23 protein-coding genes and 1 pseudogene are annotated in these 22962 nt (G+C 70.5%); 10 read left to right on the top strand and 14 right to left on the bottom strand.

Annotated elements, in window-relative coordinates:
* Window position 1: 1 nt before the first annotated feature.
* From ABT170_RS03200 to ABT170_RS03190, 3 genes are all read left to right on the top strand, one after another.
* Window positions 2-781: an ABC transporter permease gene (locus ABT170_RS03200; protein WP_329945997.1), complete on the top strand. Its 780-nt coding sequence runs from the start codon at window positions 2-4 to the stop codon at window positions 779-781.
* Window positions 782-939: 158 nt separating this feature from the next.
* On the top strand, window positions 940-2172 hold the full coding sequence (locus ABT170_RS03195; RefSeq protein ID WP_329945998.1) for an ATP-binding cassette domain-containing protein: 1233 nt from the start codon (window positions 940-942) through the stop codon (window positions 2170-2172).
* Window positions 2169-3026, top strand: a complete 858-nt coding sequence (locus tag ABT170_RS03190; protein ID WP_329945999.1) for an ABC-2 transporter permease — start codon at window positions 2169-2171, stop codon at window positions 3024-3026. The genes ABT170_RS03195 and ABT170_RS03190 overlap by 4 nt, the downstream gene beginning before the upstream one ends.
* 60 nt (window positions 3027-3086) lie before the next feature.
* Here the strand turns inward: ABT170_RS03190 and ABT170_RS03185 are convergent, their stop codons facing one another.
* The gene (locus tag ABT170_RS03185) at window positions 3087-3416 is read right to left on the bottom strand and encodes an Rv1322 family protein (RefSeq protein WP_329946000.1); all 330 of its coding nucleotides are present in this window, start codon (window positions 3414-3416) and stop codon (window positions 3087-3089) included.
* A 210-nt stretch (window positions 3417-3626) separates the two neighbouring features.
* On the opposite strand from ABT170_RS03185, the gene ABT170_RS03180 reads away from it, so the two are divergent.
* Complete coding sequence (locus ABT170_RS03180) at window positions 3627-4667, top strand: LLM class flavin-dependent oxidoreductase (RefSeq protein ID WP_329946001.1); 1041 nt, start codon at window positions 3627-3629, stop codon at window positions 4665-4667.
* A 143-nt stretch (window positions 4668-4810) separates the two neighbouring features.
* On the opposite strand, the gene ABT170_RS03175 is transcribed toward ABT170_RS03180, so the two are convergent.
* Window positions 4811-5203, bottom strand: coding sequence for an SCO5389 family protein (locus ABT170_RS03175; protein ID WP_148020754.1), 393 nt, complete (start codon window positions 5201-5203; stop codon window positions 4811-4813).
* 261 nt (window positions 5204-5464) lie between these two features.
* Here ABT170_RS03175 and nucS point away from each other — a divergent pair, with 261 nt between their 5' ends.
* Window positions 5465-6136, top strand: a complete 672-nt coding sequence (gene nucS, locus ABT170_RS03170; protein WP_266923909.1) for an endonuclease NucS — start codon at window positions 5465-5467, stop codon at window positions 6134-6136.
* A 105-nt stretch (window positions 6137-6241) separates the two neighbouring features.
* Here nucS and ABT170_RS03165 read toward each other — a convergent pair whose 3' ends face one another.
* The 4 genes from ABT170_RS03165 to ABT170_RS03150 all read right to left on the bottom strand — a co-directional run bounded on the left by ABT170_RS03165 (window position 6242) and on the right by ABT170_RS03150 (window position 10750).
* Entirely contained in the window at window positions 6242-8791 is a 2550-nt protein-coding gene (locus tag ABT170_RS03165; RefSeq protein WP_351863673.1) for an ATP-binding protein, read from the bottom strand.
* A gap of 212 nt (window positions 8792-9003) precedes the next feature.
* A complete protein-coding gene (locus ABT170_RS03160) occupies window positions 9004-9327 on the bottom strand; it encodes an STAS domain-containing protein (RefSeq protein ID WP_030117666.1) in 324 nt (107 codons plus the stop codon).
* A 225-nt stretch (window positions 9328-9552) separates the two neighbouring features.
* Entirely contained in the window at window positions 9553-10401 is an 849-nt protein-coding gene (locus tag ABT170_RS03155; protein WP_329946004.1) for a 3-hydroxyacyl-CoA dehydrogenase family protein, read from the bottom strand.
* Between the two features lie 151 nt (window positions 10402-10552).
* Window positions 10553-10750, bottom strand: a complete 198-nt coding sequence (locus ABT170_RS03150) for a hypothetical protein (RefSeq protein WP_351864120.1) — start codon at window positions 10748-10750, stop codon at window positions 10553-10555.
* On the opposite strand from ABT170_RS03150, the pseudogene ABT170_RS03145 reads away from it, so the two are divergent.
* Both ABT170_RS03145 and ABT170_RS03140 read left to right on the top strand, forming a co-directional pair.
* Window positions 10662-10897, top strand: a pseudogene (locus ABT170_RS03145) (ABC transporter permease); the annotation flags it as partial. The gene ABT170_RS03150 and the pseudogene ABT170_RS03145 overlap by 89 nt on opposite strands.
* Before the next feature lie 27 nt (window positions 10898-10924).
* Window positions 10925-11497, top strand: coding sequence for a cob(I)yrinic acid a,c-diamide adenosyltransferase (locus tag ABT170_RS03140; protein WP_329946069.1), 573 nt, complete (start codon window positions 10925-10927; stop codon window positions 11495-11497).
* 54 nt (window positions 11498-11551) lie between these two features.
* On the opposite strand, the gene ABT170_RS03135 is transcribed toward ABT170_RS03140, so the two are convergent.
* Window positions 11552-12118, bottom strand: coding sequence for a hypothetical protein (locus tag ABT170_RS03135; RefSeq protein ID WP_351863670.1), 567 nt, complete (start codon window positions 12116-12118; stop codon window positions 11552-11554).
* Between the two features lie 151 nt (window positions 12119-12269).
* On the opposite strand from ABT170_RS03135, the gene ABT170_RS03130 reads away from it, so the two are divergent.
* The 3 genes from ABT170_RS03130 to ABT170_RS03120 all read left to right on the top strand — a co-directional run bounded on the left by ABT170_RS03130 (window position 12270) and on the right by ABT170_RS03120 (window position 16147).
* Window positions 12270-13466, top strand: a complete 1197-nt coding sequence (locus ABT170_RS03130; protein WP_329946006.1) for a sensor histidine kinase — start codon at window positions 12270-12272, stop codon at window positions 13464-13466.
* A complete protein-coding gene (locus ABT170_RS03125) occupies window positions 13463-14104 on the top strand; it encodes a response regulator (protein WP_329946007.1) in 642 nt (213 codons plus the stop codon). Before ABT170_RS03130 ends, ABT170_RS03125 begins: the two co-directional genes overlap by 4 nt.
* A 168-nt stretch (window positions 14105-14272) precedes the next feature.
* On the top strand, window positions 14273-16147 hold the full coding sequence (locus ABT170_RS03120; protein ID WP_329946008.1) for a glycosyl hydrolase family 18 protein: 1875 nt from the start codon (window positions 14273-14275) through the stop codon (window positions 16145-16147).
* Between the two features lie 275 nt (window positions 16148-16422).
* Here the strand turns inward: ABT170_RS03120 and ABT170_RS03115 are convergent, their stop codons facing one another.
* The 7 genes from ABT170_RS03115 to ABT170_RS03085 form a co-directional block, all read right to left on the bottom strand.
* A complete protein-coding gene (locus tag ABT170_RS03115; protein ID WP_266923889.1) occupies window positions 16423-16869 on the bottom strand; it encodes a DUF2550 domain-containing protein in 447 nt (148 codons plus the stop codon).
* A gap of 126 nt (window positions 16870-16995) precedes the next feature.
* Window positions 16996-17370 carry a F0F1 ATP synthase subunit epsilon gene (locus ABT170_RS03110; protein ID WP_266923887.1) on the bottom strand — a complete coding sequence of 125 codons (375 nt, stop codon included), beginning with the start codon at window positions 17368-17370 and terminating at the stop codon, window positions 16996-16998.
* 109 nt (window positions 17371-17479) lie between these two features.
* Window positions 17480-18931 (bottom strand): F0F1 ATP synthase subunit beta, encoded by a 1452-nt coding sequence (atpD, locus tag ABT170_RS03105; protein ID WP_329946009.1) that lies wholly within the window; start codon window positions 18929-18931, stop codon window positions 17480-17482.
* A complete protein-coding gene (locus tag ABT170_RS03100) occupies window positions 18932-19849 on the bottom strand; it encodes a F0F1 ATP synthase subunit gamma (RefSeq protein ID WP_329946010.1) in 918 nt (305 codons plus the stop codon).
* A 3-nt stretch (window positions 19850-19852) separates the two neighbouring features.
* Window positions 19853-21424, bottom strand: coding sequence for a F0F1 ATP synthase subunit alpha (gene atpA / locus ABT170_RS03095; RefSeq protein ID WP_329946011.1), 1572 nt, complete (start codon window positions 21422-21424; stop codon window positions 19853-19855).
* Window positions 21425-21576: 152 nt separating this feature from the next.
* The gene (locus ABT170_RS03090; RefSeq protein ID WP_329946012.1) at window positions 21577-22392 is read right to left on the bottom strand and encodes a F0F1 ATP synthase subunit delta; all 816 of its coding nucleotides are present in this window, start codon (window positions 22390-22392) and stop codon (window positions 21577-21579) included.
* Window positions 22389-22931, bottom strand: coding sequence for a F0F1 ATP synthase subunit B (locus tag ABT170_RS03085; RefSeq protein ID WP_443034377.1), 543 nt, complete (start codon window positions 22929-22931; stop codon window positions 22389-22391). Before ABT170_RS03085 ends, ABT170_RS03090 begins: the two co-directional genes overlap by 4 nt.
* Between the last annotated feature and the right edge of the window lie 31 nt (window positions 22932-22962).

The following is a 22962-nucleotide window of genomic DNA, read 5'->3' as shown; positions in this document are numbered from 1 at the left end:
GATGGCATCGGTACCCGCGGTCCTCAATGCGGAATGGACCAAGATCCGTACGGTCTCCTCGACCACCTGGACGCTGATCAGCGCGTTCGGCGTCACCGTCGCGATGGGCGCGGCGCTCTGCGCGGTGATGAACTCCCAGTTCGACAATCTCTCCGATGTGGAGCGCGCCACCTTCGACCCGACCTTCATCAGTTTCTCGGGCATGATCCTCGGCCAGCTCGCGATGGTCGTCTTCGGCGTGCTGGTGGTCGGTACGGAATACAGCTCCGGCATGATCCGCACCTCGCTGGCGGCCGTGCCCCAGCGCGGCACGTTCCTCTTCAGCAAGATCGCGGTGGCCGGGGTACTGGCTCTGGCCGTCGGACTCGCGACCAGTTTCATCTCGTTCTTCCTCGGCCAGGCCCTGCTCGGCGACCACCGCACGGACATCGGCGCGGACAACGTCCTGCGGGCGGTCTTCGGCGGCGGCATCTACATGGGGCTGATCGCGATCTTCTCCATGGGGGTGGCGGCGATGCTGCGCAGCTCCATGCTGTCGCTCGGCATCCTGATGCCGTTCTTCTTCCTCGTCTCGCAGATCCTGTCGGCGGTGCCGGGTGCCAAGAGTGTGGCCCGGTACTTCCCCGATCAGGCGGGCTCCAAGATCATGCAGGTGCTCCCGGACGCGATGAACAGCGATCCGGCGCCGTACGGCCCCTGGGGCGGGCTGGGGATCATGGTCGGATGGGTGGTGTTGGCGGTGCTCGGCGGGTACGTGTTGCTGAAGAAGCGGGACGCGTAGAGCCTGTCCAGAACGGCTCGGAAGCGATCCCGGAACCGTTCCTTCAGGATCAGAACTTGGCTGGAACCGTCAAGCCCTGGTTATCCTCCTAACTCTTACGGGGGCGTGCGGCCAGGCAGCCCGTGCCCCGACGACAGATAAGTCGATGGGGCTGGAGAATGATCGAGGCAGTCGGCCTGACCAAGCGCTACGGCGCGAAGACGGCCGTGTACAACCTTTCGTTCCAGGTGCGGCCGGGGGCCGTCACCGGGTTCCTCGGTCCCAACGGGTCGGGCAAGTCCACCACCATGCGGATGATGCTCGGCCTCGACCGGCCGACATCGGGCCGGGTGACGATCGGCGGCCACGCCTTCCGCGATCTGCCGAACGCGCCGCGCCAGGTGGGCGCGCTCCTGGACGCCAAGGCCGTGCACGGCGGGCGCAGCGCGCGCAATCACCTGCTCTCGCTGGCGCAGCTGGCGGGCATCCCGGCCGCCCGGGTCGACGAGGTGCTCGGTGTCGTGGGGCTCCAGGACGTGGCCAAGCGGCGTTCCAGCGGCTTCTCGCTCGGTATGGGGCAGCGGCTGGGCATCGCGGCGGCCCTCCTGGGCGACCCGCAGGTGCTGCTCTTCGACGAGCCGGTCAACGGCCTCGACCCCGAGGGCATCCTCTGGGTCCGCAACCTGATGAAGATGCTGGCCGCCGAGGGGCGCACGGTCTTCGTCTCCAGCCATCTGATGAGTGAGATGGCCCTCACCGCCGACCATCTGATCGTGATCGGCCGCGGCCAGCTGCTCGCGGACATGAGCGTCACCGACTTCATCTCCGCGAACTCCGCCGACTTCGCCCGGGTCCGGGTCCCGGAGAACGTGCCCGAGCAGCGCGAGAAGCTGACCGCCACGCTCACCGAGGCGGGCGGCCGGGTGATGTCGGAGCCGGACGGGGCCCTGCGGGTCACGGGTCTCCAGCTGCCCCGGATCAGCGATCTGGCGCATGCCTCGGACGTCCGGCTGTGGGAGCTCTCGCCGCACCAGGCCTCGCTGGAGGAGGCGTACATGCGGATGACGCAGAGCGCCGTGGACTACCGCTCGACGGTGGACGCCAAGGCGGGTCTTCAGATCCCGCAGCCGGGCCAGGGACATCAGGACGCCGCCTACGGGGCCCAGCCGGGCTACGGGGCCGGTTACGGGGCCCACCCCGCCCCGGGGCACCCGCCGGTGCCCGAGGCGCCTCAGCAGGGCTGGTACGCCCCGCCGCCGCCCGGCCAGAACCCGTACGCGTCCGGCGCCCCGGCAGGTCCGGCGGCCCCCGTGCCGCCCGCGGTGCCGCCCGCCCCCGCCGGGCCCGCGGCGCCCGCGCCCGTATCCACCGAAGCCCCGACCGGGCGCAAGACCAGCGAGGACCCCCGATGACGACGCCGGCCACCCCGCAGGCCCCCCAGCAGCAGCCGCAGGGGGCCTGGCCCGCCCCTGGCGGCGGTTACGCCTCGCCCATCCCGGTCCGGGCCCCCACCCTCGGCGACGCCCTCGCCTCCGAGTGGACGAAGATCCGTTCCGTACGCTCCACCATGTGGACGCTCGGCGTGATGATCGTGCTCATGCTCGCGATCGGGCTGCTGTCCGCCTTCGCCGTCGCCGCGACCGACGCGAACCTGAGCGGCGAGCCGGTGCTCAGCCTCGGCTTCTTCGGGGTGCTCCTCGGCTCCATCTGCGTGATCACCCTCGGGGTGCTGACCATCTCCTCCGAGTACGGCACCGGCATGATCCGCACGACGCTGACCGCCTGCCCGAGCCGGGGACGGGTGCTGACCGCGAAGGCGACCGTCTTCTTCCTGCTGACGTTCGTCATCACCGCGGTCACGGCCACGGTCGTCGCGGGGCTCCAGACGGCGATCCTGGACGGCGCGCCCGCCTCGGGTACCGACTGGCTGCGCGCCACCGTGGGCGTGGGGCTCTACATCGCGACGCTCGGACTGTTCTCGCTGGGACTCGGCGCGATCATCCGGCACTCCGCGGGAGCCATCACGATCATGATCGCGTTGGTGCTGCTGCCGCTCGTGCTGGCGATGTTCATGTTCTCGGACAGCCTGGCCGGCCTCCAGCGGGCCCTGTTCGAGTACTCGATCCCCAACCAGCTCGGGGCGCTCTACGGCTCCGCGATCAGCAACTCGGGACCCTCCGGCTGGGAACCGCTGTGGATCATCCTGGGCGCGGCGGCCGTGGCCCTGGCCGGTGCCTTCGTCTCGCTCGACCGGCGCGACGTCTGACGGCCCGGACCGGGCCCGGCGGCGCCGGCGCCCGTGTTCGGTGGCGGGGACCGTTCCCGTTCAGTAGCGAGGGGCGTTCCTGGACCGCTGCACCCGTGTGGTGCGGCGGTCCTTCGCGTTCCAGCAGGCCTTGTGCCAGTGTCTGCGGTCCTCGATCCCGCCGAACTCGGGCCAGGCGACGAGGTGCGGGACCCCGGACGGGATCTCCTGGTCGCAGCCGGGGCAGCGGTACCGCTTGCCCTGCGCGCTCGCACCGCTCACCGGGCGCACCGACCACTCCTCGCCCTGCCAGCTCTCGCCGCCCCCGCCCCCGCCGTACCGCGCCCCCGGCGTGCTCGCGCTGTCGGTGGGACTCTCGCCGCCTCGGGGGCGGTTGCGGCGCGGGGACACGTGACACCTCACGGGCTGGACGGACAGGGTCCGTCCAGCCTAGAGCCATCGGCCCCGGGCAGACGTCGGGTACGGCGCGCGGCGACGTCCGGCAACGGGGTGAGTTAGCGGAAAATCGCAACAACTTCTGCGTGGACCGTGCCTTTGGCACGTGTCGGACGTTGTTGCCGACAGGGGAGAACCGCGTCGGGCCGCAAGGAGGCAAGAGCGATGCGCGTGGGAACGTTCGTACTGGCAGCCCAGTTTCCGGGACAGGGGCAGGGGGAAGCCCTGCACCGGGCTGTCCGGTCCACCGAGGTCGCGGAGGAGTCCGGACTCGATTCCGTCTGGCTGGCGGAACATCACTTCGTGCCGTACGGGGTATGCCCGTCCGCCGTCACACTGGCCGCGCTGCTGCTCGGCCGCACCCACAGGATCCGTGTGGGCACGGCGGTGAGCGTGCTGCCCAACCACCATCCGGTGGCGCTCGGCGAACAGGCGGCGCTGCTGCACCTCACCAGCGGCGGGCGGTTCACGCTCGGAGTGGGCCGGGGCGGCCCGTGGGTGGACCTGGAGGTGTTCGGAGGCGGCCTGGAGGCGTACGAGCGGGGCTTCCCCGAATCGCTGGAGCTGCTGCTCGACTGGCTGCGGGAGCCGCGTGTGGCGGGGCGCGGGGAGCGGTTCGGCTTCCGCGAGGTGGCGGTGGTGCCCCGGGCCGACGAGCTTTCGGCCGGAAGCCCCGGGGGCTCACAGGGGCCCGAGGTGATCGTCGCGTGCACGTCGCCGAAGAGCGTACGGCTGGCCGCCCGGAAGGCCCTCCCGATGCTGCTCGGCATGCACTGCGGCAACGAGGAGAAGGCGGAGATGGTCGCCCTGTGGCGCACGGCCGCCCGGGAGGCCGGTCATCCGCCGGACGTCGTGGCGGGGGCGGGCCACGTCTCCGCCGGGGTGGCCCAGATCGCGGACGGTCCCGTCGATGCCGCGGAGACGCTGGTGAAGGCCATGCCCGGCTGGCTGCGCCAGGGGCTCGGCGCCCATGTGACGGTCGACGACAGGCACCGGGTGATGCGGGACCCCGTCGCGTACACGGAGCTGCTCTGCGGGCTGCACCCGGTGGGCGCGCCCGGGGCGGCGGCCGACCGGCTCGCGGAGACGGCCGAACGGACCGGCATCACGCGCTTCGCGCTTCTCGTCGAGGGGTCGGGCGACCTCGCGGCGACCGAGGAGAACGTACGGCGACTGGGCACCGAGGTGCTGCCGCTGCTGACGTGAGGAGCCTGTGACGGTTCCGGTGGTGCCGACGGTTCTGGTGGTCCTGGTGGTGCCGGTGGTGGTCCTGGTGGTGCCGGTGGTACGGGGGCTGCCGCCCCGGAGCCAGTTGCACCTCCCGCGGCCCGGGACGGCAGCGGAAGCGTTCAGCAGTCCCGTAGTTCGGGCGACTGGTTGAGCAACTGGCCCCTCACCGAGGTGAATTTGGCCAGCCGGTCGTCAACCGAGGCATCCAGCGGGAACACCGCGACCCGGTGGCAGTTCTGGAATGCCAGACGCACCCCGAAGTGCCGCTGAAGCGCGCCGCGTATCGCATCACTCGCGAGCGCACGCAGCAGCTGACCACGTGCCTGCTCGTTCGGCGGCGGCGTCTGGTTGTCGGCGAACTGTCCGCCGTCGACCTTCAGCTGGGCCACCAGAGAGCTGATCATCTCCCATGCGTAGGGCAGGGAGGTCCGGACGCAGTCGACGAAGTCGGCTTCGTCGACTTCGCCTCGCTCGGCCTGTTCCAACAGCGCCGGTGAGACGTCGAGCGACATGGGTTCTCCTCTCGCGACCCCGACGGACGGCCGGGGCCTTACGGGCATGGAAGGAGGACGGCGACGCAGTGTGCACGGACGGCGACCTCCTGATTACACGGTAAGCGCGCGGTCCGGGCCGCACCAGGAGATTGGGAACACAACCGGCCAATAACTAAGGGGCACATAGAGGGGCAAGCCCGCTCGCGGATGTCAAGAGCGGCGTCCGGTGCGAAGGCGGTGAATCGCGTGGAGCCCCGGTCGTCGAGTAGCGTTCCGACCATGCGTCTCGTCATCGCCCGTTGCTCCGTCGACTATGCGGGCCGGCTCACAGCCCACCTGCCCTCCGCCCCTCGTCTGATCCTGGTGAAGGCGGACGGCAGCGTGTCGATCCACGCCGACGACCGGGCGTACAAACCCCTCAACTGGATGTCGCCGCCCTGCACCCTGAAGGAGGGCGCCGACGACAGCGAAGGCGTCTGGACCGTGGTGAACAAAGCGGGCGAGAAACTCATCATCACCATGGAGGAAATCCTCCATGACTCGTCCCACGAGCTGGGCGTGGACCCGGGTCTCATCAAGGACGGGGTGGAGGCGCACCTTCAGGAACTGCTCGCCGACCGGATCGAGATCCTGGGCGAGGGACACACCCTGATCCGCCGTGAGTACCCCACCGCGATCGGCCCCGTCGACATCCTGTGCCGGGACGCGGACGGCGGGACGGTGGCCGTGGAGCTCAAGCGCCGCGGGGACATCGACGGCGTGGAGCAGCTGACCCGCTACCTGGAGCTGCTGAACCGCGACCCCCATCTCGCGCCGGTGCGGGGCGTCTTCGCCGCCCAGGAGATCAAGCCCCAGGCCCGTGTCCTGGCGACGGACCGCGGCATCGGCTGTGTGGTCCTCGACTACGACGCGATGCGCGGCATCGAGGACGACAAACTGCGGCTGTTCTGACCCCGGCAGCCTGATCCGCTTCCGGCCCCCGGGCCGGTGTCCCTGGCCGGACGGACCCGTTCAGCGGGTCCGTCCGGCCTCGGCTTTTCCCGGATCCGGCCGGGGCTACAGGGGTGCGCCCGGCTGCCCGCCCGGCGCCCCGTCCCACTGCCCGCCCGGCGCATCGTCCCACTGCCCGTCCGGCGCCCCGTCCCGCTCCGTGTCCGCGGCGCCGGCCGTCGTCGGGCCGCCCGCCGACATCGAGGTGTCCGGGTCGGTCGGCGGGTCGGTGGGCGGCGTCGTCGGCGGGTCGGTGGGAGGCGTCGTCGGGGGTGTGGTGGGCGGTGTGGTCGGAGGCGTCGTCGGGGGATCGGTCGGCCTGCCGGTCGGCCTCCCCGTCGAGGACGGGCCGGTCGTCGGCGGGCCGGTCGTCGTCCCGTCGGCGGGCCCGTCCGTGGACGGGGTCCCGCCCGGTCCGGAGGTCCCGGGCGACGGGGAGCCGCTGCTGCTCGGGGTGGCCGGATCCGACGGGCCCGGGGCCATGGATCCGCTGCCGGCCGGCACCCCGTCCGCCGGTTCCGTGCCGTCCGCCGGTTCGTCCGTGGGAGGTCCGCCCCCGGCGTCGTCCTCGTTCGACGACTGCTCGGTGGTGGTGTCGCGGCCCGTCGGCTCGTCCTTGCCGGATGTCGCGCCGAGCGTCACCACGGTGCCGAGCACAGCGGCCAGCAGGGTGCCGGCCCCCACCGCTACCAGGTTGCGCCGCGCTCCGCCCAGGATCCCCCGGCGCAGGGACCGTCCGGTTCCGGCACCGGGCGCGGGCGCCGGGACCTGCGGGGAGACCACCGTCGCGGGCGCCTGCGTCTGCTGCGGGAACAGCGGCGGCACGGGAATTCCGCCGGCCGGTGTGTCCGTCTCCTCCTGCCGCACGGCCGGCACCTCGTCGCCCGTCAGGGTCCTGCCCACGGGCGTGAGGCCGCCGGAGCGGTCCGCGACCAGCGCGAGGGCGCGGCGTCCGGCCACCGCCCCGGACTTGTCGGCGAGCGCACCGCGCATGCCGATCGAGGTCTCCAGCTCGGCCCTGGCCCGGTCCAGATTTCCGGCGCAGAGCGCGAGGACGCCCAACTCGTGGTGGAAGTAGGCCTCTTCGGCGACCTCACCGGCGATCCTGGCGGCCTCCTGACCGATCCTGAGGACTCGCTCCCAGGCTCCCCAGTGCATCCCCGCCGCGAACGCGGGAGAGGCGCTGCGGGCCAGCAGGACGGCGGCGCTGGCCTGTCCCGCCCCGTCGCCCGGCACCAGCCGGGCCATCGCGGCGATGACGGCGTCGGCCTCGGTGGCGGCCCGCTCGGGGGTGACCGAGGGGTGGCCCGCCCACCAGGCGTAGTGCTGGGCGGCGCTGCGGGCGTGGGCGGCGGCGTCCTCGCCGTAGCCGCCCGCCTCCAGCTGGGCGAGGACCCCGGCGGCCAGCCGGTAGCGGGGGCCCGCCGCGGAGAGCAGCCCGCACCCGGCGAGCTCACCGAGGGCGGCGTCGGCGTGGGTGTCGCCCACGAGCGCGGGCAGATGTGCCTGGTGCGGCACCTCGCCGCCGAGCGCGACGGCGAAGCGCAGGGTGTCCCGGGCCGCCCCGCTCAGCCGGGAGGCCAGCAGCACGGCGGGCGCCGCGCCCTCGCCCAGGCTCGGCAGGGGGGCCGGAGCGGACGTGTCGTCGGGCTGTGGCCACACGGCGGAGGCCTCGGGGGCGGCGGGCGCCCCGTCGCGGTCGCGCAGCAGCGCGCCCGCCTGGACGAAGCGCAGCGGCAGTCCCTCGGACTCGAACCAGAGGTCACCCGCCCAATTGGCCTCCTCGTCGGTGAGCGGACGTTCGACGACCCGCTCCAGCAGGTCCAGGGAGGCGTCGCGGCCGAGCCCGGGGAGAGCGACCTCTTCGAGGTGCGTGTCGGCGGCGGGGGGCGTGACTTCGGGGGTGGCGCCGAACAGGAAGGCGCACTCCGGGGTGGCGTCGAGCAGTTCCTCCAGCGCGGCGCCACCGAACTCCAGGTCGTCCACGACGACGACGGCACCGATGCCGCGCACGAATCCGAGGAGTTCCTGACGGTCCGGGCGGTGGTGCGGGGCCAGATGCACCGCGTCGAACAGCCCGTACAGCAGGTCCGTGGCGGTGCGCTTGTGACCGCAGAGGCGTACGACGCCGTCGGGGGCCAGGTCCGCGCAGTCGGCGGCGACGGCGCTCAGGAGGGCCGAGCGGCCCGAGCCGGCCGGGCCGGTGAGACGGACGGACCTGCCGCGCGACAGCAGGCGTACCAGCCGCTCGCGCTCCTCCTGCCGCTCCAGCAGCGGCAGCTGCGGGCCGGGCGGGCCCGGTGGGACGGGCGGGGCGATGGCGCGTTCGCGGTCGGCGCGCTGACCGGCGGTGCGGCGGACCGGCGCGGCGGGGTGTTCGCCCGGCGGGCAGGGCTCGACCTCGCTGCCGTCGACCGGGTTGACCGTGAGCAGCAGGTCGCCCGAGACCAGCTGGACCACCCGGGCCTGCACGGGCGTCTGCGGGGTGTGGCGCGAGGCGTGCGGGGCCGGTCCCGGTGGCAGCGGGTCGCGGGACTGCCCTCGGCGACCCGCGTCTTCCCCGGTCCCGTCGCGGTCGTGCCCGTACTCTTCCGGTCCCCGGTGTGTCGGGTCCATCGCCAAGTCCCCCAGACGCGTCGCGCGCGGTTTGTCCCTCCGGCCGCACGCCCCGCTGTCGCTTCTGGTCCGGTGTCCGCCCATGGGTTCCGTCAATCGGCGGACGGCCGAACCCTAGACCTTCGCACGGTATCGGCGAACCGGCGGGGTGCCGCGCCGCCCCGGACGTCACGTTCCGTCAATGATTGCGTGTCTTCTGCCGTCGGGTACCTCTACACACGCGGCAGGGAGTCTGCGGCGATTCCGCCCTCGATGGCCAGAATGCGGTGCAGCCGGGTGGCCACCAGCAGTCGCTGCATCTGCGGCGGTACGCCGCGCAGCACCAGGCGCCGCCCGGCCCGGCCGGCCCGGCGGTGCGCGCCCATGATGACGCCGAGTCCGGTGGCGTCCCAGGAATCCAGCTCGGTCAGGTCCAGCACCAGGTCGCCGACTCCGTCGTCGACGGCCGAGTGCAGGACCGTACGGGCGTCCGCCGCGCTTCGGACGTCGAGGCGGCCCCCGACGACCAGCTCGGCGTGGTCGCCCCTGATGTGCATATGCGCTCCCCGGGATTGCTCCGTAGCAAGGTAGGTCTGTCTGTTCTGTCTCTGCCACAACTGACTGCAACAACGACAGGGAAGTTGCCGTCTGTAAGCGAACCGATACCGAATTCACCCCGTGGGGTGATACCGGTCCGCGGAGATCCGACCGCAGCCGGGGGGTGACCCCCCGCTCCCCCGGCCCGACTGACGGCGCATCAGGCGGCCGGGGGCGGAAAACGATCAGTAGGTGTAGAAGCCCTGCCCGCTCTTGCGGCCGATGTCACCTGCATCGACCATCCGGCGCATCAGCTCCGGGGCGGCGAACTTCTCGTCCTGCGACTCGGTGTAGATGTTGCCGGTGGCGTGCAGCAGGATGTCGACGCCGGTCAGGTCGGCCGTGGCGAGCGGCCCCATGGCGTGCCCGAAGCCCAGCTTGCAGGCGGTGTCGATGTCCTCGGCCGACGCGACGCCCGACTCGTACAGCTTGGCGGCCTCGACGACCAGCGCCGAGATGAGCCGGGTGGTGACGAAGCCCGCGACATCACGGTTGACGACGATGCAGGTCTTGCCGACCGACTCGGCGAACTCCCGTGCGGTGGCGAGGGTTTCGTCGCTCGTCTTGTAGCCGCGCACCAGCTCGCAGAGCTGCATCATCGGGACCGGAGAGAAGAAGTGCACCCCGACGACGCGCTCCGGGCGCTCGGTCACCGCCGCGATCTTGGTGATCGGGATGGCGGAGGTGTTGGAGGCCAGGACGGTGTCCTCGCGGACGACCTTGTCGAGGGTCCGGAAGATCTCGTGCTTGACCTCCAGTTTCTCGAAGACGGCCTCGACGACGATGTCGGCGTCGGCCACGGCGTCGAGATCGGTGGTCGTGGTGATGCGGGCGAGCGCGGCCTCGGCGTCGGCCGCGTCCAGCTTGCCCTTGGAGACGAACTTGTCGTACGAGGCCTTGATCCCGTCGCGGCCTCGGGTCAGCGCCGCGTCGGTCACATCGCGCAGCACGACGTCCCAGCCCGCCTGGGCGGAGACCTGTGCGATGCCGGATCCCATGAGTCCGGCCCCGATGACGGCAAGCTTCCTGGCCACGTTCGCACCCCTTGGTTTCTGTTCGCCTCTACGGGCTGGTCTCAACGGTCGTTCATATGCTCTCCGGCGGAGATTAGTACCCGTGGGGGACGCTGGGGCGGTGAAGAGATGCGCGTCACGTCTCAAATGACGGACATCACACCGGGACACGTCACGCGGCGGCACGCCGTGCGTAGTTGAGGACCTTCTCGCCGCGCAGCCCCTCGGTCTCGTCGAGGACGACGAGGGCGTCGCGGGAGACCTCGACCGCCCGGTGGCCCGCGCTCGTCCTCCCGGCGAGGCCGCTCTCCGGGCCGATGCTCCCGACCGCCCTCGGCCCGGCCCGGCTGGACGTGCTCTCGCGCCTCACACCGTTCCGCCGTCCGGTGGACGCGGTCGAGGACGCCTTCGCGGGCCCGTGCGCCGCGGCGCACCTGCCGTACGGGTCCTGGTCCCCGTCGGATGCGCCGTCCTGGCCGTGACAGTGGGCACACGCGTCTTCCGCGGGGCCGGTGCCCGACTCCCGCGCACTACGCTGGCCCGTATGGTCAATCTGACGCGTATCTACACCCGTACCGGCGACCAGGGCACCACCGCCCTCGGCGACATGAGCCGCACCGCCAAGACCGATCTGCGGATCTCGGCCTACGCCGACGCCAACGAGGCCAACGCCGTCATCGGTACGGCCATCGCGCTCGGGCAGCTGTCCGAGGACGTCGTGAAGGTACTCGTACGCGTCCAGAACGACCTCTTCGACGTGGGCGCGGACCTCTCGACCCCCGTGGTCGAGGCGCCCAAGTACCCGCCGCTGCGCGTCGAACAGTCCTACATCGACAAGCTGGAGGCGGACTGCGACAGCTTCCTGGAGGACCTGGAGAAGCTGCGCAGCTTCATCCTGCCCGGCGGTACGCCGGGGGCGGCGCTGCTGCACCAGGCGTGCACGGTGGTCCGGCGCGCCGAGCGGTCCACCTGGGCGGCGCTGGAGGTGCACGGGGACGCGATGAACGCGCTGACGGCGACCTACCTCAACCGCCTGTCCGACCTCCTGTTCATCCTCGCGAGGACCGCGAACAAGGAGGTCGGGGACGTGCTGTGGGTGCCGGGCGGGGAACGCTGACCCCGCACGGCACCCGGCCCGGGTCCGGGCGCCGCCCCAGGACCGGGACGGTCTTCAGTGGTCGATCCGTTCCCGGTCCCCGGCGTCCTTCGGCGCCTGCTTCGGGAACACCGTGTATCCACCGGCGATGAGCAGGTTGATCCCGATGACCAGCAGCATCTTCTGCTGCCAGCCCTCCAGCGAGCCGGTGTCGCCGTCGCCCCCGACGTACCAGATCGCCGCCTGGAGCAGGGCCAGCGCCGTCACGGCGGCGACCGTCCAGCGGGCGGCCACCCGCCATTCGTGGGCGGCGCGCGCCATGCCGTACTTCGGCGGCCTCACGGGCGGCGGTCCGCCGGCGAAGCGGTGGGCCACACGGGCGTCGACCCATTTGATGGTGGAGTGGCCCAGGCCCACCGTGAAGCCGATGTAGACGGCGGCCAGGCCGTGCTTCCAGTCGGGTGCGGCGCCGTTCTTCAGGTCGATCGCGGTCACCACCAGCAGCAGTACCTCCAGCAGTGGCTCGCACAGCAGGACCGCCGCGCCCAGCCGGGGCTTCTTCGCCAGGTACCGCAGCGCGAGTCCCGCGGCGAGCAGCACCCAGAAGGCCACTTCGCAGATCACGATCAGAGTAACGATCACGGCACTTCTCCTTCCGGTCTCCTCCAGACTCCCCTCCCCCGGACGCCGATTCGTCGTCGGCAGTGACGAATCGTGACTGCATCCTTCGATGTAGCCGCGCCTCACCCGCCGAAGGGACGTCGTGCGGATGTGCTGCGTGTTGGATGGAGGGGTGTTCTCACCCACCCGTCCACACCGCGACGATGCCGTCATCGCGGCCTCCGGGCTGCTCGGCGGTCTGTTCCTGTGGCTGCTCGGTCTGCACACGCAGGCCGGCCGTGCCTTCGACGCCCCCTGGGTCAGCCTGCTGCCGATGACGGTGATGGCGTCCCTGGAGCTGCTGCGGCGCAGCGCGCCGCAGACCGCGCTGGTCATCGGTACGTTCACGCTGGTCGCGGACCAGTTCACCCGGGGAAACCTGGTGACCGTGCTGATGTTCACCGACCTCGTCTACGCGGCCGTGGTGTACGGGACCCCGGCCGCCGCCCGCCGTATCCCGGTGACCTCGTTCCTGATCACCGTCGGCGTCACGATCGGGTTCCTGGCCTGGTTCCGGACGGCCGAGGCGCTGCTGGTCGGCATCGTCACGGGCCTGGTCTCGTTCGGGCCCGCGATCACCGGGGTCTGTGTGCGCAACCACCGTGACGCGGCCGAGACCGCGCGGCTGCGGGCCGATCAGACGGCGCTGCTGGCCGAGATGGACCGTACGCAGGCCGTCGTCGCGGAACGCTCCCGGATGGCCCGGGAACTGCACGACCTGGTCGCCAACCATCTGTCCGCGATCGCCATCCACTCCACGGCGGCGCTCTCCATCGACGATCCGGAGACCTCGCGGGGCGCGCTCGGGGTGATCCGGGAGAACAGCGTCGCCGGGCTCGCGGAGATGCGCCGGCTGATCGGCCTGCTGCGCCAGGGCGGCGCGGACGCGCAGCCGAGCGCGGCGCCGACGCTCCAGGGGCTGGACGCGCTCATCGAGCAGACCCGTACGAACGCCGCGTCCAGCGGGCTGACCTGCACCCTTCACGACACCCGCGAGGAGTCCGGAGCACTGCCCGCGCCGGTCGAACTGGCCGCGTACCGCATCGTGCAGGAGTCCCTGACCAACGCGCTCAAGCACGCCGCCCCGGGTCCGGTCACGGTGCGGCTCGCGACGTCCGGGCAGGTGCTGAGCGTGGAGGTCATCAGTGTGTTCGGGGACCGGCCGGGGCCGCGCGCACCGGGTTCGGGGGCCGGGCTGGTGGGGATGCGGGAGCGGGTCGCGCTGCTGGACGGGCACATCGAGGCGGGGCCCGAGCCCGGCCCCGACGGCACGAAGATCTGGCGGGTGCGGGCCGAACTGCCCGTCGAGGAGAGAGCGGTGAAGGAATGACGATCCGGGTTCTGGTCGCGGAGGACCAGTCCGCGGTACGCGCGGGGCTGGTCCTGATCCTGGGCAGCGCGCCGGACATCGAGGTCGCCGGAGAGGCGCGGGACGGGGAGGAGGCCGTGCGGCTCGCCCGCGAACTGCGGCCCGACCTGGTCCTGATGGACGTACAGATGCCCCGGCTGGACGGGGTGTCGGCGACGAGACAGGTCGTGGCCGAACGGCTCGCCGATGTGCTCGTGCTGACGACGTTCGATCTCGACGAGTACGTCTTCGGGGCGCTGCGCGCGGGTGCCTCGGGCTTTCTGCTGAAGAACACCGACGCCCACGACCTGCTCGAAGCCGTCCGCACGGTGGCGCGCGGCGAGGGGCTGATCGCCCCGGCCGTGACCCGGCGGCTGATCGCGGAGTTCGCCGGGACCGCCCCCGTACGGGCGGCCGATCCGGCGGTGCTCGACGCGCTGACCCGGCGGGAGCGCGAGGTACTGGGCTGTCTGGGCCAGGGGATGTCGAACGCGGAGATCGCGGTACGGCTCTCGATGGCCGAGGCGACGGTGAAGACGCACGTCAGCAGGCTGTTGGGGAAGCTGGAGCTGCGCAGCCGGGTCCAGGCGGCGGTGCTCGCACAGGAGTTGGGCATCTGAGGTTTAGCGACGATCTTTGGTCCAGACCTCTTGACGATTGGTCCAGACCTTCCTAATCTCACCGAGCACACTGCGGTGAGCGCGTCATGACAAAGCGTGCTCAGGGCGGCGCAGGGTTTGCAGTCCACGGATCACCCCCGTTTGTCGGACCTCACCCGAGGAGCACCGTTGAGCACTGAGACCCCCCAACGCCGGACCAGATTCAGATGGAGCCTCACCAGGACCGGCAGGGCCAAGGCGGTGGCGGGCTTCACCGCACTGCTGCTCCCCCTCGCCGCGATGGTCGGCCTCGCCTCTCCCGCGTCGGCCGCCACCTCCGCCACCGCCACCTACCTCAAGAAGTCCGACTGGGGCAGCGGCTTCGAGGGCCAGTGGACGGTGAAGAACACCGGCACCACCGCACTCTCCTCCTGGACGATCGAGTGGGACTTCCCCGCGGGCACCGCGGCCGGCTCCGCCTGGGACGCCACCGTCACCAGCTCCGGCAACCACTGGACCGCCAAGAACCTCAGCTGGAACGGGTCGATCGCCCCGGGCGCCAGCCTCAGCTTCGGCTTCAACGGCACCGGCTCCGGCTCCCCCACCGGCTGCAAGCTGAACGGCGCCTCCTGTGACGGCGGCAGCGTCCCGGGCGACAACGCCCCGTCCGCGCCCGGCACCCCCACCGCGAGCGACATCACCGACACCTCGGCGAAGCTCAGCTGGAGCGCCGCCACCGACGACAAGGGCATCAAGAACTACGACGTCCTGCGCGACGGCGCCAAGGTCGCCACGGTCACCGGTACGACGTACACGAACACCGGTCTCACCGCCGGCACCGACTACTCGTACACCGTGCAGGCCCGCGACACCGCCGACCAGACCGGTCCGGTCTCCGGCTCCGTCAAGGTCCGCACCACCGGCGGCGGCACGGGCCCCGGCCCCGGCGGCGACAAGATCAACCTCGGTTACTTCACCAACTGGGGCGTCTACGGGCGCAACTACCACGTCAAGAACCTGGTGACCTCGGGCTCCGCCGAGAAGATCACGCACATCAACTACGCCTTCGGCAACGTCCAGGGCGGCAAGTGCACCATCGGTGACTCGTACGCCGACTACGACAAGGCCTACACCGCCGACCAGTCCGTCGACGGCGTCGCCGACACCTGGGACCAGCCGCTGCGCGGCAACTTCAACCAGCTGCGCAAGCTCAAGGCCAAGTACCCGCACATCAAGGTCCTCTGGTCCTTCGGCGGCTGGACCTGGTCCGGCGGCTTCGGTGCCGCGGCCCAGAACCCCGCCGCGTTCGCCCAGTCCTGCTACGACCTGGTCGAGGACCCCCGCTGGGCCGATGTCTTCGACGGCATCGACATCGACTGGGAGTACCCCAACGCCTGCGGTCTCACCTGTGACACCTCCGGTCCGGCCGCGCTGAAGAACCTCGCCTCGGCGCTGCGCACCAAGTTCGGCACCAGCAACCTGGTCACCGCCGCCATCACCGCGGACGGCTCGGACGGCGGCAAGATCGACGCCGCCGACTACGCGGGCGCCGCCCAGTCCATGGACTGGTACAACGTGATGACGTACGACTTCTTCGGTGCCTGGGCGGCCAAGGGTCCGACGGCCCCGCACTCCCCGCTCACCTCGTACGACGGCATCCCGCAGGCGGGCTTCAACTCCGCCGACGCGATCGCCAAGCTGAAGGCCAAGGGCGTCCCGGCCAAGAAGCTGCTCCTGGGCATCGGCTTCTACGGCCGCGGCTGGACCGGTGTCACCCAGGCCGCCCCGGGCGGCACGGCGACCGGCGCGGCCCCGGGCACCTACGAGGCCGGCATCGAGGACTACAAGGTCCTGAAGAACTCCTGCCCCTCCACCGGGACCGTCGCGGGCACCGCGTACGCCCACTGCGGCACCAACTGGTGGAGCTACGACACCCCGGCCACCATCGGCTCGAAGATGACCTGGGCGAAGAACCAGGGCCTGGGAGGCGCGTTCTTCTGGGAGTTCAGCGGTGACACCGCCAACGGCGAGCTCGTGAACGCGATGAAGAGCGGTCTGCAGTAATCCCCACGCCGTAGCACCACCGCACCGGCACCACACGCACCACCGGTGCCACCCCGAAAAGCACCGGGGAGACAGGTCCGCCCCCTGTCTCCCCGGTCTTTCGCTGTCCGCGTCCCCGCGGAACCGCCACGCGCACGATGCCCTTCATGCCGTACGGGTACGGAGATGGGACAGGGGTGGGGCAGGGGCAGGGGATCAGGATGGAGAAGGGGGACGGGACGGGGAACGTCCGGGCATCGCGGGCGAGCGCCCGGACACCGTACGCGTACGAGCCCTCAGGCCACGTTCACCCGCTGGCCGGGCGGTGCCGCCTCCAGCCAGGCGAGGAAACCCGTCAGGGCGTCCTCGCTCATCGCCAGCTCCAGGCGCGTCTCACGGTGGAGACAGCCGAGCACGACGGAGTCCGACAGCAGCGCCAGCTCCTCCTCGCCGTCGGGCAGCCGGCGGGAGATCACCTCGATGGCCGAGCGCTCCAGGGCGCGACGGGGGCGGGGCGCGTAGGAGAAGACCCGGAACCAGTCGACCCGGTCGCCGCTGTAGCGGGCGACACCGTACACCCAGCCCTTGCCGGACGGATCGGGTTCCTCGGACACGTCCCAGCGCAGACTGCAGTCGAAGGTTCCGCCGGAACGCTGGATCAGCCGGCGGCGCAGGCCGAAGACGAACAGACCCACCACGACCAGCACGACGACCAGACCGCCCACCCACAAAGCGAGGACCATCTCCACCGACCTCCTCGCATCGTCGAGTAACGGAATTCGAACTGCACCTGCATCGCCTCAGCCGCGACACGGTCTGGATAATTCCAGCTCGGGCCGCGGCTGAGGAAAAAACTACTGGTGGGGGTGCTAGTGCACCGCCACCGCACGCAGTCGCACATCGGCGCGCCGCTCGGCGGCGGCGTCCGTGTCCGACTTCGCGCGCTCCAGCGCACGCTCGGCGCGCTGGACATCGATCTCGTCGGCCAGCTCGGCGATCTCCGCCAGCAGCGACAGCTTGTTGTCCGCGAACGAGATGAAACCGCCGTGGACAGCGGCGACGACGGTTTCGCCCGCGCTCGTGCGGATCGTCACCGGGCCCGATTCCAGCACACCGAGAAGCGGCTGGTGACCGGGCATGACGCCGATGTCGCCGGACGTGGTACGCGCGACGACCAGGGTGGCCTCGCCGGACCAGACACTGCGGTCCGCGGCGACCAGCTCGACATGCAGCTCAGCAGCCAAGGGTGGCTCCTCGGGTCACCACCCGGCCGTCGAGCCGGGTGTTGGGTCAATTCTACGGGGCGTGGTGAGGGGGGCGGGACACACCCACCCCCCTCGGTGAGCCGGAGGCTCAGGAGACGCCGAGCTCCTTGGCGTTGGCCTTGAGGTCCTCAATGCCACCGCACATGAAGAACGCCTGCTCCGGGAAGTGGTCGTACTCACCGTCGCAGATCGAGTTGAACGCGGCGATCGACTCGTCGAGCGGAACGTCCGAACCGTCCAGGCCGGTGAACTGCTTGGCGGCGTGGGTGTTCTGCGACAGGAAGCGCTCGACGCGACGGGCACGGTGGACAACGAGCTTGTCCTCCTCGCCCAGCTCGTCGATACCGAGGATCGCGATGATGTCCTGGAGGTCCTTGTACTTCTGCAGGATTCCCTTGACACGGCTCGCCGTGTCGTAGTGGTCCTGCGCGATGTAGCGCGGGTCCAGGATGCGGGACGTGGAGTCCAGCGGGTCCACGGCCGGGTAGATGCCCTTCTCGGAGATCGGACGGGAGAGAACCGTCGTCGCGTCGAGGTGGGCGAACGTGGTGGCCGGGGCCGGGTCGGTCAGGTCGTCCGCGGGGACGTAGATCGCCTGCATCGAGGTGATCGAGTGACCACGCGTCGAGGTGATGCGCTCCTGGAGCACACCCATCTCGTCGGCCAGGGTCGGCTGGTAACCCACCGCGGACGGCATACGGCCGAGCAGCGTGGAGACCTCGGAGCCGGCCTGCGTGAAGCGGAAGATGTTGTCGATGAAGAGCAGCACGTCCTGCTTCTGCACATCGCGGAAGTACTCCGCCATGGTCAGGGCGGACAGCGCGACCCGCAGACGGGTGCCCGGCGGCTCGTCCATCTGGCCGAAGACCAGCGCGGTCTTGTCCAGGACGCCCGAGTCGGTCATCTCGTCGATGAGGTCGTTGCCCTCACGGGTGCGCTCGCCGACACCGGCGAACACCGACACACCGTCGTGCAGCTTCGCCACACGCATGATCATTTCCTGGATGAGGACCGTCTTGCCGACGCCCGCACCACCGAACAGACCGATCTTGCCGCCCTTGACGTACGGGGTCAGCAGGTCGACGACCTTCAGGCCGGTCTCGAACATCTCGGTCTTCGACTCGAGCTGGTCGAAGGCCGGGGCCTTGCGGTGGATCGGCCAGCGCTCGGTGATCTGCGCCTCGGCCTCCGGCTCGTTCAGGATCCGGCCGAGGGTGTTGAACACCTTGCCCTTGGTGATGTCACCGACCGGGACGGTGATGCCCGTGCCCGTGTCGGTCACCGGGGCCTGGCGGACCAGACCGTCGGTGGGCTGCATCGAGATCGCACGGACCACGCCGTCACCCAGGTGCTGGGCGACTTCCAGGGTCAGCACCTTGCGGGCGCCTTCCTCGGCCGGGTCGTCGACCGAGACGTGCAATGCGTTGTAGATCTCCGGCATCGCGTCGACGGGGAATTCCACGTCGACGACCGGGCCGATGACCCGGGCGACGCGGCCCGTCGCAGCGGCCGTCACAGCGCTGTCGGTAGTCGTCGTCATTTACTTGTCACTCCCCGCGGTCGCGTCGGCCAGAGCACTGGCACCGCCGACGATCTCGCTGATTTCCTGGGTGATTTCGGCCTGGCGGGCCGCGTTGGCAAGCCGGGAGAGGCTCTTGATGAGATCCCCGGCGTTGTCGGTCGCCGACTTCATCGCGCGACGGCGGGCGGCGTGCTCGGAAGCGGCGGCCTGCAGCAGTGCGTTGTAGATACGGCTCTCGACGTAGCGCGGCAGGAGGGCGTCGAGGACGTCCTCCGCCGACGGCTCGAAGTCGAACAGCGGAAGGATCTCGCCCTTCGTACCGCTCTCTTCCGCAACCTTGTCGAGCGAAAGCGGCAGCATCCGGTCGTCGACTGCGTTCTGCGTCATCATCGAGACGAACTCGGTGAAGACGATGTGCAGTTCGTCGACGCCACCCTCGGCCGTGTCCTTCTGGATGGCCTCGATCAGCGGCGCGGCGACGCTCTTGGCATCCGAGTACGCCGGGCTGTCCGTGAAGCCGGTCCAGGCTTCCGCGACCTTGCGCTCACGGAAGCCGTAGTAGGCGACGCCCTTGCGGCCGACGATGTAGGTGTCGACCTCCTTGCCCTCGGCCGCGAGCCGCTCCCTCAGCCGCTCCGCCGCCTTGATGGCGTTGGAGGAGTAGCCGCCGGCCAGACCGCGGTCGCTCGTGACGAGCAGGACCGCGGCCCGGGCCGGGGCCTCGGCCTCGGTGGTGAGCGGGTGCTTGGTGGTGGAGCCGGTCGCGACCGCGGTCACCGCACGGGTGAGCTCGGTCGCGTACGGCATCGACGCCGCCACCTTGCGCTGCGCCTTGACGATGCGCGAGGCGGCGATCATCTCCATCGCCTTGGTGATCTTCTTGGTCGCGGTGACGGCTTGGATGCGGCGCTTGTAAACGCGAAGCTGAGCGCCCATCGATCAGCCCTCGCCCAGAAGCTTGCCGTCCGAGGTCTCGAACTGCTGCTTGAAGGCGGCGATCGCGTCGGCGATCGACTGCAGCGTGTCGTCGGACATCTTGCCGCCCTCGGCGATGCCGGTCAGGAGGTCCTTGCGCTCACGGCGCAGGAACTCCAGCAGCTCGCTCTCGAAGCGACGGATGTCCTCGACCGGGACGTCGTCCATCTTGCCCGTGGTGCCGGCCCAGACGGAGACGACCTGCTCCTCCATCGGGAACGGGGCGTACTGCGGCTGCTTCAGCAGCTCGACCATGCGCTTACCGCGCTCCAGCGAAGCCTTCGAGGCCGCGTCCAGGTCGGAACCGAAGGCGGCGAACGCCTCCAGCTCGCGGTACTGGGCGAGGTCCACGCGAAGCCGGCCGGAGACCTGCTTCATGGCCTTGTGCTGGGCGGAGCCACCGACTCGGGAGACCGAGATACCGACGTTGAGCGCCGGACGCTGACCCGCGTTGAACAGGTCGGACTCCAGGAAGCACTGGCCGTCGGTGATGGAGATGACGTTGGTCGGAATGAACGCCGACACGTCGTTCGCCTTGGTCTCGACGATCGGCAGACCGGTCATCGAACCGGCGCCCAGGTCGTCGGAGAGCTTGGCGCAGCGCTCCAGCAGACGCGAGTGCAGGTAGAAGACGTCGCCCGGGTAGGCCTCACGGCCCGGCGGACGGCGCAGCAGAAGCGACACGGCGCGGTAGGCGTCGGCCTGCTTCGAAAGGTCGTCGAAGATGATCAGGACGTGCTTGCCCTGGTACATCCAGTGCTGGCCGATGGCCGAACCGGTGTACGGCGCCAGGTACTTGAAGCCGGCCGGGTCGGACGCCGGGGCGGCGACGATGGTCGTGTACTCCAGCGCGCCGGCCTCTTCGAGGGCACCGCGCACGGAGGCGATGGTGGAGCCCTTCTGACCGATGGCGACGTAGATGCAGCGCACCTGCTTGTTCACGTCGCCCGAGCGCCAGTTGTCGCGCTGGTTGATGATCGTGTCGACGGCCAGAGCGGTCTTGCCGGTCTGACGGTCACCAATGATCAGCTGACGCTGGCCGCGGCCGATCGGCACCATGGCGTCGACGGCCTTGTAGCCGGTCTGCATCGGCTCGTGCACCGACTTGCGGACCATGACGCCAGGGGCCTGCAGCTCGAGGGCGCGGCGGCTTTCGGTCGCGATCTCGCCGAGACCGTCGATCGGGTTGCCGAGCGGGTCGACGACGCGGCCGAGGTAACCCTCGCCGACGCCGACGGAGAGCACCTCACCGGTGCGCTGCACCGGCTGGCCCTCCTCGATACCGCTGAACTCGCCGAGGACGATGGCACCGATCTCGCGCTCCTCAAGGTTGAGGGCGAGACCGAGGGTGCCGTCCTCGAACTTCAGCAGCTCGTTCGCCATGGCGGAGGGCAGGCCCTCCACCTTCGCGATGCCGTCACCGGCAACGCTGACCGTACCGACCTCCTCGCGCGAGGCCGCGTCCGGCTTGTACGACTGGACAAAGTTCTCCAGCGCGTCCCGGATCTCCTCCGGCCGGATCGTGAGCTCCGCCATCTGGGTTCCCTGCTCTCCTTGTTGGGCCCGAAGTTTCTTAAGGGGGTCTGGGGGCCGACCCCCAGGAATCTTCTGCAATTTCTGCACGGCCCAACCGGGCCGCTGGTCTTGCTCGTTCAGTTGAAACGCACGGTCTGTCGCGCTGCGCCGCGTCAGCCGGCCATGCGGCGGGTCGCCTCGTCGAGGCGGTCCGCGATGGTGCCGTTGATGACCTCGTCACCCACGCGCACCGAGATCCCGCCGAGGACCGCGGGGTCCACGTCCAGGTTCAGGTGCATCTGCCGGCCGTAGATCGTGGCGAGTGCGGCGCCGAGGCGCTGCTTCTGCCGGTCACTGAGCGGCACCGCCGAGGTGACCACGGCGACCATGCGGTCGCGTCGCTCCGCGGCGAGCCTGGACAGGGAGTCGAGTCCCGCTTCCAGGCTACGTCCCCGGGGCTGGGTCACGAGGCGGACGATGACCCGCTCGGTCACCGGCTGTGCCTTGCCGCCGAGCAGGCTGCGCAGCAGCTGGCTCTTGGCGGCGGTGGTGGCCGTACGGCTGGTCAGCGCGGAACGCAGCTCCGTGTCGGAGCCGACGATCCGGCCGAACCGGAACAGCTCGTCCTCGACGTCGTCGAGTGCGCCGCCGCGCTGGGCCGCGGTGAGGTCTGCGGTGTTCGCCAGCTCCTCGACCGAGTCCACCAGCTCGCGGGACTGCGACCAGCGGGAGCGGACCATGCCGGAGACCAGGTCCACGGCTTCGCCGCTCACCTGACCGCTCAGCAGTCGTCCGGCCAGCTCGGCCTTGCTCTCGCCGCTCTGGGCCGGGTCGGTGAGGACCCGGCGCAGGGAAACCTCGCGGTCGAGCAGCGCGGTGACGGCTGCCAGGTCCTCGGCGAGCTTCGCCGCGTCGACCGACGTGTTGTCGGTCAGCGCGTCGAGACGCTCACGTGCGGCTGCCAGTGCCTCGCGGCTCGCGCCGTTCATCGGACTGCCTCGGCCTTCGCCTCGAGCTCGTCGAGGAACCGGTCCACGGTGCCGCTCTGCCGGGCGTGGTCCTCAAGGGACTCGCCGACGAGCTTGCCGGCCAGGTCGGTGGCGAGCTTGCCCACGTCCTGACGCAGCGCGGACGCCGCGGCCTTGCGGTCGGCCTCGATCTGGGCGTGGCCCGCGGCGATGATCTCTTCGCGCTGCCGCTGACCTTCCGCCTTCATCTCCTGGATGATGACGGCACCCTGCTCCTGCGCCTCCTGGCGCATACGGGCGGCCTCGTGGCGCGCCTCGGCGAGCTGAGCCTTGTACTGCTCAAGAACGCTCTGCGCCTCGGTCTGGGCCGCATCGGCCTTCTCGATACCGCCTTCGATGGCCTCGCGACGCTCTTCCAGAACCCTGTTGATGTTCGGGAGGAGCTTCTTGGCGAGGAAGCCGAAGACGATGGCGAAGGCGATCAGACCAATGACGATCTCGGGGACCGCCGGGAGCAGAGGGTTCTGAATCTCCTCTTGCGCCAGCTGTTGGGCGATCACATCAATGCCTTTCGTCGAATCGGGCGGTAAG

Origin of the sequence: Streptomyces sp. NPDC001787 (assembly GCF_040297465.1) — a bacterium.
GTDB lineage: Bacteria > Actinomycetota > Actinomycetes > Streptomycetales > Streptomycetaceae > Streptomyces.
This window is presented reverse-complemented; position numbering and strand designations above follow the sequence as displayed.

What these genes read in the sequence shown, in the direction of transcription:
- ABT170_RS03200 (WP_329945997.1), top strand. Translation starts at nt 2, where the DNA reads ATGGCATCGGTACCCGCGGTCCTCAATGCGGAATGGACCAAGATCCGT.
- ABT170_RS03195 (WP_329945998.1), top strand. Translation starts at nt 940, where the DNA reads ATGATCGAGGCAGTCGGCCTGACCAAGCGCTACGGCGCGAAGACGGCC.
- ABT170_RS03190 (WP_329945999.1), top strand. Translation starts at nt 2,169, where the DNA reads ATGACGACGCCGGCCACCCCGCAGGCCCCCCAGCAGCAGCCGCAGGGG.
- ABT170_RS03180 (WP_329946001.1), top strand. Translation starts at nt 3,627, where the DNA reads ATGCGCGTGGGAACGTTCGTACTGGCAGCCCAGTTTCCGGGACAGGGG.
- ABT170_RS03175 (WP_148020754.1), bottom strand. Translation starts at nt 5,203, where the DNA reads ATGTCGCTCGACGTCTCACCGGCGCTGTTGGAACAGGCCGAGCGAGGC.
- nucS (WP_266923909.1), top strand. Translation starts at nt 5,465, where the DNA reads ATGCGTCTCGTCATCGCCCGTTGCTCCGTCGACTATGCGGGCCGGCTC.
- ABT170_RS03165 (WP_351863673.1), bottom strand. Translation starts at nt 8,791, where the DNA reads ATGGACCCGACACACCGGGGACCGGAAGAGTACGGGCACGACCGCGAC.
- ABT170_RS03160 (WP_030117666.1), bottom strand. Translation starts at nt 9,327, where the DNA reads ATGCACATCAGGGGCGACCACGCCGAGCTGGTCGTCGGGGGCCGCCTC.
- ABT170_RS03140 (WP_329946069.1), top strand. Translation starts at nt 10,925, where the DNA reads ATGGTCAATCTGACGCGTATCTACACCCGTACCGGCGACCAGGGCACC.
- ABT170_RS03125 (WP_329946007.1), top strand. Translation starts at nt 13,463, where the DNA reads ATGACGATCCGGGTTCTGGTCGCGGAGGACCAGTCCGCGGTACGCGCG.
- ABT170_RS03115 (WP_266923889.1), bottom strand. Translation starts at nt 16,869, where the DNA reads ATGGTCCTCGCTTTGTGGGTGGGCGGTCTGGTCGTCGTGCTGGTCGTG.
- atpD (WP_329946009.1), bottom strand. Translation starts at nt 18,931, where the DNA reads ATGACGACGACTACCGACAGCGCTGTGACGGCCGCTGCGACGGGCCGC.
- ABT170_RS03100 (WP_329946010.1), bottom strand. Translation starts at nt 19,849, where the DNA reads ATGGGCGCTCAGCTTCGCGTTTACAAGCGCCGCATCCAAGCCGTCACC.
- atpA (WP_329946011.1), bottom strand. Translation starts at nt 21,424, where the DNA reads ATGGCGGAGCTCACGATCCGGCCGGAGGAGATCCGGGACGCGCTGGAG.
- ABT170_RS03090 (WP_329946012.1), bottom strand. Translation starts at nt 22,392, where the DNA reads ATGAACGGCGCGAGCCGCGAGGCACTGGCAGCCGCACGTGAGCGTCTC.